Below are 14254 nucleotides of genomic sequence, written 5' to 3' on the forward strand. Positions count from 1 at the left end.
AGACTGCCGTGCCCGACGACATCACGCGCTGGTTATCCGTGAACGCGCTGGTCCTCAGCACCCTTTCCGCGGGTCAACCGTACGGAGACCTCCAGCCTTTGCGCGAGACGCTGCGGGACGTGCGGATCGTGGGCTTGGGGGAATCCACGCACGGTACGCGGGAGTTCTTCCTGCTCAAGCACCGGCTGCTGGAGTTCCTCGTCCGTGAGATGGGATGCAGGGCGCTGGCGATGGAGGCCAGCGAATCGGCGGCGCTGGCCGTGGACGCCTACGTGGGCGGCGCCCCGGGCGATGCCGCGCGACTGGTCTCACGGCTGGACTTCTGGACCTGGCGGACCCAGGAGATCCTCGCCATGGTCGAGTGGATGCGGAAGTACAACCGCACCGTCCCGAGGACCGAGCGGGTGCGTTTCGTCGGCATCGACCCGCAGCGCTGTGCGGACTCGGCCGCCGCGGTCGGCGCGTTCTTGGAGCAGGCCGCACCGGGCACCGCCGAGTCCGTACGGGAGAGCCTTGCCCTCCTCGCCACATCCCGGCCCGGCTCACGGCCGGACTCCGGACGCGGCCTGTACAAAGAGGCCGTCGAGTTGGCCGGACTCCTCGAGGAGCAGCGCGTGGGCCTCGCCGCCCGTACGAGTCCCGGGGCGGCCGCGGACGCGATCCGGCACGCCCGCATCCTGGTCCGCTGCGCCGACCTGATCACCCGGCCGCTGCAGCCGAACCCCGGAGTGGATAGCCTCTTCGCCGTCCGGGACCGCTACATGGCCGAGGCCGTCACCGCGCTGGTGGACGGCGCGGCCGGCCGTGTCGCCGTATGGGCGCACAACGGGCACATCGCAACTGGCACTTACGCTGCCGGGGTGCCTGCACTCGGCAGCCTGCTGCGCCGCCGCCACGGCGAGGCCTACTACGCGCTGGGCCTGCTCTTCGGCAAGGGGCAGTTCCGGGCCCGCCGGGGGAGCGACGCCACCGGCCCGGCGGTCCGGCATCGGATCGGCGGCGCAGGCCGGTCGGTCGAGTCCCGGCTCGCGGCCGCCGCACCGGGCGACTACCTGGTCGACCTGCGGAGTGCGGCAGCGAAAGCAGCACCAGCCGTGCAGGAATGGCTACGCGGCCCCGGCTTCCAGCGCAGCTTCGGCGCCAACGTCCCCCGGTTCACCTACCGCTTCCACCTCGCACCGCTCGTACCCGCCGAGGAGTACGACGGGCTCGCGTTCGTGGCGAAGTCGACCTGCTCCCGTCCCCTGGAGTGATCTCACCCAAACAGGGAGAGGGCCGCGTCGAGGGTCAGTTTCCACATCGGTTCGGCCCCGGTTCCGAAGGCGGCGGCGAGCGCGTACCCCACCGCGGCGTCATCGGGCGTACGCCGGGTCTCGTCGTGCCACTCGGCCCACACACGGCCGTCGCCGACCGAAGTGAAGACACCGATCCGCTCCCCGTCCAGCAGCAGGCTGCTCTCGCTGAGGGAGAAGGGCACCAGCCGGTACCGGTCGGCATCGACGCGGTACGAATGCCGGGTGAGAAATCCCTTCGCCGGAACCAGGCGTACCACCGCCCCGTCGATCGTCATCGTGACCGCGGTCACGTCCCGTGTTCCGATGGGGTCGCAGGTCAGCAAACACTCAGCATGGGACCGGACTGTGTTACGCGGATGCTGACCCACGGGCGTGATTGCTCCTTGCAGCGGCGCGGGACGGCACGTGGACTGCCATTGACTCAGCGGTCCCGGAGCTCGGACGACAAGTGCTTGAGCTGCAACACGGGCCGTTGAAGTGACGGGTCGACGGAGGAGTAGAGGCTGACCCGGAAGGCCCAGGCCCCGCCCTCCGTTGCGGGCTGCTCGCGCTCGCTCCACTCGACGACTGCCTGCGTGAGCGTCGGGACCGTTGCCGTGTCGTACGTGCCCGTGGTCGACTGCACGACCGGCAGCAGCGCCGACACCGGCGGGTCGCCGGCGACGAGGGTGTACTCGTACCGCGCGCCGATCACGATCGTCCGGTCGGACGGGTCGCCGTCGAAGACCGCGTCGAACATCGGCGCGAGCGGATTGTGGGCGGGCGGATCCCAGGGGCCGATGGCGATGGCGCCGGTGAGGTCGATGAACGGCACGACCGGTTCGCGGTAGCCGACCTCCGGCGTCCGGTAGACGAAGGACGGCACGGTGTCCGGCCAGCCCTCGCCGAGCAGTCGCGCGTTGCGGGTGACCCGGGCACTGGCCGACGCGCTCTGGTAGGCCGAGATGTGGACGCGCGGGAAGGTGAGCTCGAAGGTGAGCAGCGTGAACGCCTCGACCTCCTGGAGCGGGAACGCGTAGCACAGGCAGTGGCCGGCGTCGGTGCAGCCGCACACCTCCGGATCGACGGGCGTGAGCTCGTGGCGCTCACCGGCTGCCGTGACGCACACGATCTTCTCCGGCCAGCCCACCTCGCCCGGGCCGGACTCCACCTCGCGGGTCAGCCGCAGCGTTGCGTACCAGCCGTTCTCGGCGTCGAGACCGAGTCCGTACCGGTAGACGTCCGGGACCGGCCCGCCGGCCGCGGCGGCGACCACCGGCACCGGCGCAGGACCCTCTGCCCAGTGCGCGGTCCAGGCCTGCGCGACGGCGGTGGCGAGCGTCCGGTACGTGCCCAGCGCGTTGGTGATGGCGGTGCGTTCGTCGGGGTCGGCGCCTTCCCAGTCGGTCAGCCCGGCGAGCAGGCCGAACAGCGGAGCGCAGACCGCGGCGTACTGCGCCAGGGCACCGAACAGGTCGTCGGCCGGTGCGACGGCGGACGTGAGGGGCGCCTGGTTGTATGTGACCCGGAGCTCGACGCTGTCCTGCTCGGCCGACTGGTGCTGCACCGAGAACCCGTACTGCCAGTACAGCGCGTCGCCGAGGGTGTCGGCCGAGGTGGGGACGTCGGCGTGCTGGTCGAGCAGGATCGGCATCGGCGGGTACGCGCGCAGCGGGATCGGCACGCGCGGAGCCCCGAGGCCGAAGTCCAGAGCGGGCGGTGAGCCGGAGGCGAGCGGCGTGACGAAGGTGAGCCAGTCGGAACGGTCGTAGCCCTCGACCTCCCGCGCGATCCCGAACTCGAGCTCGACGCCGCCGAAGTCGAGGGTGAGGTTGAGCGCGGCGTGCGCGACCACGTCGGGGACGGTGATCAGGAAGTTGATCTGCGAGTCGCCGTCGGCGAGCGAGACCTTGCCGTTCGACACCGTCGCGGTCCGCAGGTGTGCCGGGACGTCCTCGTAGCCGACGACTGGGTTACCGCTCAGCCGCGCGTACTGATCGGTCCACGGGGACGCCGCACTCGTGTCGTACTGGACCACGGCCGAGGTCGCGTACCCGCGGGTCAGTGAGACGAGCAGCTCCTGGCGCAGCCGTTCGACAGCCGCAGCGCGCTTGGGATCGGTTCCAGCATCCGGCGCCTCCCCGGCGAGCACGTGGTCCAGGCCCGCCGCGACGGCCCCGGCGAGCGTCTTCTTGATGCCGATGATCCCGTCGAGCATGTCTCGGCCCAGCTCGTACGCACCTTGGACGTACGCGGCCGACAGCAGCAGCTCGACGTCCGCGAGGAACCCCTGCGCCCAGAGCTCGAGGTCGATGCCCTGGTAGTCGCGGTTCTGGCCCTCCGTCAGCAGCCCTGTCCGGACGTCGAACCCGGGGGTGTACACGTGCTGCCGTGCGATGAGGGTGGTGGTGAGCGGGCGGATCGCGAAGGTGCGCGGCTGCAGGGTGCCGGCGACCTCGAGAGGGGGCTGGATGCTGACGCTCTCGATACCGCCGGTGCCGAAGACGACGGCCCAGACGTCGGTGTCGGATGTCCGGCCCGGCGCCGTGGCCAGCCGCAGGACCGGCACCGCGCGCTGGACCTGCTCGGCGAAGGCCGCCAGGGTGAGCGCGTCGTCCTGGGCGGGGTCGGTGCTGCGGCCGGCGGGGACGGCGGTCGCCTCGCGGGTCGCGGTCGCGGCGAGTGCCGGGTCGACCAGTGCGGGCTCGCGGAAGAGGTCCAGCGCCACGGTGACCGGGAAGACGGGCTCGGGGAACGACCACTGGACGCCGTCCTGCGTCGACCTGCCGAGCCGGCCGGTAAGGCGGGCGGTGGCCGGCGGGACGACCACGCGGGCGCCGGGTCGCAGGAATCCGGTATCGGCGTTCGCCGCCACGACGGCCTCGATGCCGGTCGTCACGCCGCGGCGACGGAACCTCGCGACCACGGCGGTCAGCGTGTCGCAGGCCCCGGTGGTCTCGGTGGGCGCGGTGCCGTCCGTGCCCGGCTGCTGCCCGCGCAGCACGTGCCCGGGCAGCAGCAGGCCCGGTGTGCCGGCGTTCGCGGCGAGCAGCGCGACCGCGGTGACGCCGAACGGCCGGGCGGCCTCCTGCGGTGTCACTCCGACCGCTGCCGACTGCGTGGGGAGCACGCCGGGCGGGCAGACCAGCAGAGCTCCGGTCGCGAGCACGCCGGTCCGCTCGCCGATCGCCGCGGCGAGTGCGGCGAGGCCGGCCGGCGGGCTGAACAGCGCGCAGACCTCGGCGAACGAGGCGGGCGCCGCCGTCGTCACCGACTCGCCGCCGACCGTGACGGTGACACCGGACGCGATGGTCGCCGGCATCCCCGCGTTGACCTCGACCAGGTGGGCACCGGGGAAGTGTGCGGCGATGCCGTCGAGCGAGTCGCCCTCGCGCACGGTGTACGGCACCCGCAGAGCGTCGGGGTCCGAAGGCCAGGCCCACATCCCGGGCACGACCGGGGGAGAGCCGGCGGAGAGGGCGACCGAGCCGTTGTGCCGCAACAGCGCCCCGGGCGTGGTGGCGTTGACGGCGGCGAAGTGCCCGAGCGTGTCGCCCGCCGGTACGGGCGTCGGCGTCGTGGTGAGGAACACCGGCGTGCCGGGGGTGAAGAGGTCGACGGTCGTGGTGTTCAGCGGCGCGAGCTGGCCGGGTGTGAGGCCTGCCCGGTTGTCGTGCAGGGTGTCGCCGCTCTCGACGAGGTAGTCGGTGACGTTCAGGGACGCGCCGGCACGGAACATGCCCGGCTTGTCCGCGTTCAGCGACACCACCTGCGCGGCGTCGAACGGGACACCGAGGCCCCGGAACGCCGACTCGACGCCCGCCAGCGTCGCTTCGCTGGCCGGCCGGTCGAACGAGACCTGGACCTTGACACCGTTGCAGTCGAAGACGAACCCCGGGGTGAGCAGTCCCGGGCGGTTCTGATTGGCCGTCACGAGCGCCCTGAGGGTGCAGTGGAGCGCCGTCGCGAGCTCGTCCGCCGACGGCGAGTCGGGCGGCACCAGCGCCTCGCGCGGCGGGGTGACGAGCTCGACGGACGGGTTGAGCGGCAGCACGGTGTTGTCCTCGTCGAGCAGCACCTGTACCGGGTCGAGCGAGGGGTCGACCGCGTCGCACAACCCGGCGATCGTGTCCTGGTTGCGGAACGCCGCGCTCACCGGTACCGCGAGTTCATCGGCGTCGAGCATAGCGCTGATGGCCGCGTCCGCGTTCGCCGTGCCCAGCTCGTCGAAGCCGACGCCATAGGTGGTGCAGAGGCCGTCGAGGGTCGCGGCGTCGGTGGCGGGCGCGGAAGCGATCGCCGCGAGCGAGCCGAGCAGCGCGTGGGCACCGATGACGTACCGGGTCAGCACGGCCACGTCGACGAGGAGCGGGGTGGGCTCCGCTCCGGGCTTCTGCTGGAGCGAGGTGAGCAGCGCGGCCCGGACGTCGGGCTGGACGACCTGGTAGTAGACCGGCACCAGGCGGTCCCGGTCGCGCGTCGCCGCTTCGGCGGCCGCGCTGCCGGGGTCGGCCGCGCCCGGCTGGTAGGCGACGGCCTGGAGGTCGACGGCGACGGCGAGGTCCGCCAGGACGCCGGACGGCTCGACGGTGTAGTGGAGGGTGGTCGACGGCCAGGCGCCGACGCCGATGACCGGGTCGGTGTAGCGGACGGGCACGGGGGTCTGGCTCGGACTGCCCGACCGGTTGCCGAAAACGTCCTGGAACCACACCGAGACCTGGCTCTCCGCGCCGGCGGTGACGCCGGCGTACGGGTTGCCCACGGAGGGCGGTGCCGTGGGCACGGCCGGGGCCTGCCGCACGGCGAACCGGCTGATGTCGACGATCCGGGTCAGGTCCCAGACCTCTTCGGCAGCCTCGCTCGCCACCAGGAACCCGAGTTCGTCGGTACCGTCCGCAGGCTTCGGTGACACCGCCCGGCCCTCGACGCTGCCGCGGAAGTCCGTCGTCGGGTCCAGCTGGAAACCGAGCAGCCCGTACAGACGGCGCAGCCGGCCCTGCGGGGTGTCGTCGGCCAGCGGGTTGGCGAACCGCGCGGTGAACCCGACCTGACCGGGGTCGACCGAGGCGACGGGCCGCAGCTCGGGCGGGTTCACCGCACGCGCGGCGAGCGCGACCGACGCCGGATCCACCCCGTCGCCGACCACCGCGACGTTGGTGAAGGCGAACAGGTGCCGGTCCGGTGAGGCACCGCACTGCGACGAGAGCTGCACCAGCAGCGACAGCTGGGCGAGCCCGTCCTGGTCGAAGATCGAGTCGGGAACTTCGCCGCGGTACTGCATCCAGTAGCCGCCACCGCCCACGACGCTGCACTCCCACAGCAGCGTCAGGAACCGCTCGCAGTCGGAGATGGCCGCGAAATGCTTTCCCGCGGTGGAGCTTTGGGCCGTGGGACCGCTGCGCGTCTCGGTGGACAGGTTCGTCTGGACGATGAAGGTCCGGTCGGAGACGAGTGGTTTCGAGGTCAGACCCGGGCTGAGGCCGGGTGACGGCGGCAGCTGCCAGAGCAGGGTGAGCAGCGGGCGCTCGCCGGGCGGCGCCGGCGGGAAGTCGCCGGTCGCCGGCTTCTCGGGGATGCTCCGCAGGTACTCCAGGAGCTGCGCGATCCGCTGCCGGTCGGCGGTGTCCGCGCCGAGTACCTCGACCGTCCCCGGAAGGCCCGGAACGCGGCGGGCGGTGAACGAGACGAGCGTCGCCCACGCGTAGCAGCCGAGCTCCGTGTAGCGGGCGTCCGCGCCGGTCTGTGGTGTCGTCTGCTCCAGCAGGAACTCCGAGCCGCTGCGGTCCGACCCGGCACGCGCGATCAGGTCGTTCGGCAGCGGCCACAGCGAGGGCGGGCCGGAGGGCTCGGCGGGCAGTTGGACGGTGGTGGTCGTCTGCCACGGGATCACCTGGGTGACGGTGTGGCGCGCGCCGATCTCGTGCGAGAGGGGCAGGGCGGCGAGCGGGCTTTCGACGACGGGCACCAGCCCGGTCGCCGGGTACTTGTCCCGCAGGTCGGCGGCGGTGATCGAGATGACCGCGTTGTCGGCCTCGGCGGCGTCGAGCCGGATCACGCCGTCGTGTACGGCCGAGTCGGCGAAGGTCAGCCAGTCGGCGGGTTGAGCCTTGTCGACGGTGATGGTCACGACCGGGTCCTTGGATCCGGCCGGGGGTGGCGGCGGACCGGTGACCTGCTGGCCGATCAGCTCGTAGCCACCGGTCATCGGCCCGACGGCCTGGTATGCGCCGTCGACCCGGACCGGCGCGGGCAGACGCAACCCGCCCAGCGCGAACCGCGCGACCTGGCCGCTCACGGTGGACATGGCCGGGCCGTCGTGCATCGCGGCGACGAGCTCGTCCACGGCCATCGCGGGCACGTCGGGCACGGTGAGCCGCCGCTTGGGCTGGGCGGCCAGCACGCCCGTGTCCAAGGCCATCCGCTCGGCGAGGTCCGCGAGCCCGAGCCCGTACCGCTGGGCCAGCGTCAGCAGGGTGAGGCCGGAGGCCGTCGTGCCGACCGCGCCCGGCACCTCGACGGTGACCAGCGGTACGAGCGCGTCCGCGGCGGCGGCGTAGGTGTCGAACCGATCCCCGGGCAGCAGGAGCCGGTCCTGGAGCGCGCGGAGCGTGTCGTTCGGCAGAACCACGGCCGCGGCGTCGGCCGGAAGGCGGACGCCCTCCGGGTCCACCGGCGCGTTCGCCGTGCGGACCGCCTCCAGCCAGTCGGCGAACGGCGTGCCGGGCACGACGTTCTGGATCAGCGCGGCGTACGCGGCGACATCGAGGACGGTATCGCCCGGCAGGGTGGTCCAGGTGAGGGTGGCGGTGCTCTGGTAGGCGTCGGGCACCTTGAGGGTCGCGGGCAGCGGTTGCGCCGGGTTGCCGTTGAGCCGGTCGATCGCCTGCTGGTACCAGTCGGCGAGCGGCACCTCGCTCGGGTGCGTCAGCCCGAGCCGGACGTAGAAGACCGCCGCGGTGTCGTCGACGGACAGCCCTGCGTGCACGAACCCCGGCAGCGGCACGGTCGCGCCGGCGCGCAGCAGCGGGGTGGCGTCGCGCAGGTGGTCGAGCAGCGCGGTCGGGTCGGCCCGGTAGGCGTGGGCCAGCTGACCGAGCGACTGGCCCGCGCCGAGCTGCACCGGCAGCGTGCCCAGGGTGACCGGGACGTCCGCGGCGACGGGCCAGTCGGGGTTGGCGACGGCGATCGACTGCGCCGTGACGCCGAGCACGACCGTGAGCGTGTCGCCGGCCTGCGCGGCGGTCAGCCGGTCCGGCAGGCCCGGGTTCAGCGCCAGCAGCTCGGCCGCCGAGATGCCGAGGGACGAGGCGAGGTGGTCCGCGGCGTCCCGGGCGGCGACCTCGTACGACGTGGTGGCCGTCCCGAAGCTCGCCGCGATGGAGTGGAGCGAGTCCTTCTCCTCCACCTCGTGGGGGAACGCGGTCAGCAGGTTCACGGCGGCCTGCGCGGCGGCGCGGGCGACCATGCGCAGGTAGTCGCGCAGCACGAACGTCGCCATGGACTCGCTGGGCTCGTCCGCCCCAGCGGGGGAGGCGGCGCAGTCGCCCGGCGGGACCGGGTCGAGCTCGGTGAAGTACGCGATCGCCTCGGCCTCGTACGTCGCGTCGATCTGCCGGTAGGTCGCGAAGTCGCGGTCCCGGTCGGCCGGGTCGGGCAGGCCGGTCGAGGTCCACTTCAGCACCGGGATCATCGGGAACGGCGTCCCGGAGACGTCGTCGGCGGTGTCACCCGCCGGGGTGCCGCTGATCCGGAGGTGGATGTTGTTGGCGAGGAAACCCTGGATGTTGGCCCAGGTGAAACCGTCGTTCTCGGCCTCGGCCAGGGCCAACTGCTCGACCAGCTGCATCAGCTCGTCGAGCGTGACCGTCGGCGAGGAGACGCCGAGCGCGTCGAGGGACCAGCGCAACAGGCCGTCGGCGAGCAGGTTGAACGACGTGTCGGCGGCTGTGTCCGCGCGCGGGTTGCGCGACACGTCGGGCCGCTCGGTGTGGGCGATGGTGACCGCGTCCACCGGGACGGCGTTGTCGGCGAGCAGCATGACGACGAGGCGGTAGTCGGGCTCGTCGTTCGACGGCGGCGTGCGGCCGGTCCAGTCGACCGGGACGTTGGCGATGGTGTAGGCGGGGACGAGCGTGAGGTCCGCGGTCCGCGGCCGGCCGTCGGGGAAGACGTGCACGTCCGGGTCGAAGTGCAGTCGGTACGGCGGTTGTTCCCCTGCCGCGCGCGCGGCGCGTGCTCTCCGGGCCGTGAGGCCGCGACGGGCGACACCGGGGGCGAGCCGCCACGGCGCTGTGCTGTCGGAGCCGATCGTGAACGAGGTCTCCAGCGTCAGCGAGAACGAGAACGAGACCGTGATGAACAGGATCTTCACGCTGGCGCTGGCCCGCACCGAGAGCTTCAGCGCCACGACGGTCGCCCGGTACGCGGCCAGTTCGACGGTTGCCATCGCGGAGATCTGCAGGTTGAGGTCGAGCCGGACGACCTTGAAGTCGACCGTCGCGTACAGCCGGCCGACGATGCCGACCGTGCCCCGGCACGCGTAGTAGAGCTCGGTGCCCCCGCCGTCCTCGTCCGGGTGGAACCACGCCAGCACGCCCTCGAAGATCACCACGAGGTTGACGTACATCTCGGCCTGGAGTGGGCCGCGTTGGAAGGTGCGTCCGACGCCGATGGACAGGCCGACACCGAGTTCGAGGACTGGGCTGAACGTCCCGTTGGTGATGCGCGGAACCCGGCTGGAGGTGGCGCCGTTCAGCACGCCGAAGTAGATGCCGCCCCGGCCGTTGAAGATGCCGGCCTCGATCGCGAACGAGTTGGCGAAGTTGCGATTCGTCGGGAATCCGAGGTCGATCCGGAAGTTGCCGTTGGTGAAGATGTCCACGGTGATCACGCCGAGCGTCACGGACACCGCGCCGAACTGCAACTGCCGGTAGGCATCGGGGATCTGCAGCTGGGCATGGAAGACGCCGATGTCGTCGGTGACCTTCTTGTACAGCAGCTCGAAGCTCAGCCCGGCGAGCGAGCCGGCCCGCGGACCGCTCAGCGCCACCAGGATTCCGTACAGGTCCGGGTCGTGCATCACCAGCTTGACCGCGACCGTGTCCATGAAGGTGGCATCGATACCGAACAGCCATTGGCTGGACGCGTCGAACACCATCGTTGCCGGGTCGATCGGCGGCTTGCCGGCTGCGGGACTGACCGGTCGCATCGCCGCGACCATCGCGTCGACCACGGCGGAGATACTGGTGTACTGGGTGAGGTTCTTCGGCGAGACGTGCTGCCCCAGGCCCAGGTAGCGCAGCGAGAACAGCTTCTGTCCCAGGCCGGCTGGTTGGGGTGGTGCCTGGGTGACCGGATCCCATGTCAGCGGCTTGGCGGTGCTGTCCCCGAGCAGTTGGGCGTCGAGCGCGATGTTCACCGCGGGGCTTCCGGTCGATCGGTCGTAACTCAGGCCGATGGACCGGACCTTGACGAATCCGAGGTCCAGCTTCAGGTCGTGCTTGACGGCGACCCTCTGCTTGGCCGGGTCGATGGTCAGTTCCAGACCGGTGAGGTTGATGCTGTTGAGGAAGTCCCAGGGTGGATCGAGCCGGAACGTCGCGTTCGGGTTGGCCAGCGAGACGAGGGACGTGACCAGCTCGCCGAGCGTGCCGGTGAGGCGGAGGGTGAGGATCTGGTGTCGGTCGGTCCCCTCGCCGATCCAGGACGTCGCCGCGCTCAAGGAGAGCTGGTCGTAGGCGACTTGGAAGGTGTAGTCCTTGCCCGCGTCGGTGACCGACACCGAGGCGGTGATCTCCAGCTTGTTGAGCGTGAAGGATCCGGACAGGCTTCCGGTCAGCACCGTCAGCGGGTCCACGAGCGTGGTGCCGCGGAGGGCGATCGCCAGGTGCTCGTCAGCGGGCGTGGCGCGCAGGCTGCGCTCGATGTCGGCAGTCAGCAGCAGCCGCAAGGACATACCGAGCAGCGTCTCGCCGACCGTCACCCGAAGGGTGCCGGAGGCGGTGTAAGGGTAGCCGGGTGCCGTGCTGAACCGGACGCCGAGGTCGGCGAGTTCGATCGCGATCTGGTTCACCCACGGGGCCGGCTTCTGGCCCAGCAGGCCGTAGACCAGACGCGGGAGGTCGACGGCGCCGGCCATCATGGCACTGAAGACCCAGGAACCGTCGCCCGGGTACTCCGCTTGAGCCAGCAGCTCGATCGGCGCGGCGTCCGGAACCGCGATCTCGCCCTTGCCGATGATCAGGCCGGAGACGCTGTTCTGCGACACCTGGACCTGCAGCTGCAACCCGAGCAGCGCAAGGGTGACGTTGCCGGCCTTGATGGGCCAGTCGCCGCTGACGGCCAGCGCGGCCGAGTACTCGTGGCGCAGCAGCGAAGCGTAGACGTTCAGTGAATCGCAGGTCAGACCGGCGCCCACGGGCGGTCCGTCACCGCCGAAGAAGGCGCGGAACACCTCCGAGATCGGGATGTCGAACGGCTCCTTGGTTGTTGCCGTGAACGCCAGCTCGGGCAGGGTCAGCTGGACGGCCACCACGATGTCGTCCAGGCCGGCTCCCGTCGCGCCGCCACGTTCCGCCGCCACGACGTACGGCCCCGCGGCGCCCAGCGAGGAGCGGTTCTTCTCGCCGAACCGCATCGTTCCGAAGACCGCACCGGTGACCAGCGTCCGGCCGGCCGGATCGAAGCTGAACACCCAGCTGGTGCCGACCTGCTCGATGGTCAGGAAGGGCACCGGTGGGTCCCACGGCTCCTTCGACTCGATGCGAACCGTGGTGGACGACAGGCCGAGGCCGGTGCCGGGGCCTGGGCCGGGGTCGCCGGAAGCTGGCACGATGCCGAAGCCGAGGCCCTTCAGGCCGAACACGTCGATCGGCGCGATGCCACTGGGCAGCGTGAAGTCCGTGCCCTCTGCGCCCGTCATCGCGATCAGCGCCTGGATTCCCTGTTCCAGCCCGAGCGGGGTGGCGAAATCGATGGACAGCGGCCAGACGTGGTCTCCGAAGACCAGCGGGCCGCTGATGGTGACGATCTCCTCCGGCTCGGTCGGCAAGGTGACGTCGGCGAACATCAGGACCGCTGAGCGGCGCGCCCCCGCGGCGGGCAGTGGGCACGGGTCCGGGTAGTCCGTGGTCAGCATCAGACCGACCGCGGAGACGTCCAACTGGGCGAGTTGCAGGCGCACGCCCGGTGCGACGGCACGCAGTTCGAGAACCGGTGGCCCGTCGGCCAGGAACGTCACGAAACCGTCGACGTAGAGCCGGTCGCCCAGGAAGGCGGCGTACCCGGCGAGGATGTCGCTGCCGGGTACCGAGACGCTGCCGCGCATCAGCAGGGTGCCGGACAGCCGCGGTTGCGTGCCGGTCGGTACGTTCGTGGCCGTGACTGCGGGCTGCTCCATGACGAGCGGGCCGAGCACGGCGGCCCCGAGGATCAGTCCGCCGGTGGTGCCCTTGGCGGGACGGCGGCTGCCCGGCAGTTCGCCGAAGGCATCCTCGAACGTCCAGGTCGTGGTCCCCGTCGTGCTGCCGAGTTCGAGCCTCAGGGCCGCCACGTCGGTCCCGGGCTGCGGAGACCCGGTGAGCCGCATGGTCCACGGAGTGTTGAGATACTCCGTGGTGGCCGTCAGCCAGACGCTGTCCGGCCCCATGGACACCTGGCCGCCACGGACCTCGAGCTGGTCGACGCCGAGCGAAGCCAGCAGACCGGAGAGCCCGGTGGGTGCGTCGCCGCGGAGCCGGCCGGACGATGCGGCGTTTCGGAACGCGTCGTAGATGCCGTCGAGTGACATGTGGCCTGCCTAGGGTTCCGGAGCCTGGACGACGTCCTCATCCGGCCCGTGCATTCCGAACGTCCGGCACGGGCGGAATTCCACCATCTCCTCCGGCCGCAGGCCCGGAGTACCCGTGAGCCGGTACACGATGTGGCCGACAACGAAATCGGCCGGCGGCGCCGCGGGCGGTGCGTTGAGCTTCCTCTTCTTCTGGTGCAAAATCAGCTGCCGGATGGTGGTTTCCACCGCGCGAAGGGTTGTGACGGTGGCCCACTGGACCATGGTCTTCTTCTGGAAGAAGACGAAAGCCACGTAGGTGTGCGACGGGACGGTGTCAGTCGTCCCGATGAACACATCGATCACCTCCTGCACGGGGTGATTGTCAGTGTTCCACGGGCCGGCGCTCGCCCCCACGTTCTTCGGCTTCATCACCTTGGTGGCGAAATCCTCGATGATCGTCCAGGTGAAGTCCGTCTTCTTCTTCCCGGACTTGGCATAGTTCTCGACCGCCGTGCGCAGCGCTCCGTGGTGCGGGATCTCGAGTGCCAGGACCTGGGGCGTCAACTGTGCCCCGCCCAGTTTCGTGTTGATCTCGAGCATCGTCTGGAATGTCGCGTCGCCGGGAAGTACGACCGTGTTGACCCCGTTGTCCACGACCACCACTGCGGACGACCCGTTCCTCACGATGTCGGCCGTCGCGCCGGGGACGTCCAGGTTCGAGATCAGGAGACGAAACTTCACGTCCTTGTGCACGGCGAAATGTGTGGGCGCGGCGCCCCCGCCAGGATAGTCGCTCTGTGCCGGCGCATCGAAAACGACGGTGCCCACGGCGTATTTGACGGCTGTGAGGAACTCGTTCACCGTATCCTTGTTGCCTTGGATCCAGGAGAGCCCGCCGATGTGCACGCTACCCACGCGGGCGTCGATCGTCTTGAGCTCTTTGCCCAATGCGCCGAGCAGGCCGTTGTGGTCGTCGTCCTGGTGCGAGATGACGACCAGATCGAGCATTTTATTGGGCGTTGTCGTCCTCTTCGCGACCTTGTCTTTGATGTGGTTGACGGCATCCTTCCCGTAGGTGGGGCTGCCGCCGCAGTCGATCAGCGCGAGGTAGTCGGCCGCGCCCTTCTCGACACCGTCGTCGTAGATCTCGACGAGGGTGGTCATGCCCTGACCGCACCACAGCAGTTTCACCAGCGTCAGACTCGGCACG

General features: G+C 70.8%; 4 protein-coding genes. 1 reads left to right on the top strand and 3 read right to left on the bottom strand.

From position 1 onward, the window contains the following. Positions 1-8: 8 nt before the first annotated feature. Positions 9-1253, top strand: a complete 1245-nt coding sequence (locus AB0M76_RS06380; protein WP_365951805.1) for an erythromycin esterase family protein — start codon at positions 9-11, stop codon at positions 1251-1253. A 2-nt stretch (positions 1254-1255) separates the two neighbouring features. Here the strand turns inward: AB0M76_RS06380 and AB0M76_RS06385 are convergent, their stop codons facing one another. The 3 genes from AB0M76_RS06385 to AB0M76_RS06395 all read right to left on the bottom strand — a co-directional run bounded on the left by AB0M76_RS06385 (position 1256) and on the right by AB0M76_RS06395 (position 14253). Then, a complete protein-coding gene (locus AB0M76_RS06385; protein ID WP_365951806.1) occupies positions 1256-1585 on the bottom strand; it encodes a hypothetical protein in 330 nt (109 codons plus the stop codon). 131 nt (positions 1586-1716) lie between these two features. Continuing rightward, complete coding sequence (locus AB0M76_RS06390) at positions 1717-13062, bottom strand: hypothetical protein (protein ID WP_365951807.1); 11346 nt, start codon at positions 13060-13062, stop codon at positions 1717-1719. Between the two features lie 9 nt (positions 13063-13071). Next, positions 13072-14253, bottom strand: coding sequence for an MBL fold metallo-hydrolase (locus AB0M76_RS06395; RefSeq protein WP_365951809.1), 1182 nt, complete (start codon positions 14251-14253; stop codon positions 13072-13074). Position 14254: the final 1 nt, after the last annotated feature.

The sequence above is a fragment of the Streptomyces sp. NPDC051364 genome (assembly GCF_040682115.1).
Taxonomy (GTDB): Bacteria; Actinomycetota; Actinomycetes; order Streptomycetales; family Streptomycetaceae; genus Streptomyces.

Bases quoted from the DNA above. Each gene is read 5' to 3' on its own strand.
- AB0M76_RS06390 (WP_365951807.1), bottom strand. From the start codon at position 13,062: ATGTCACTCGACGGCATCTACGACGCGTTCCGAAACGCCGCATCGTCC.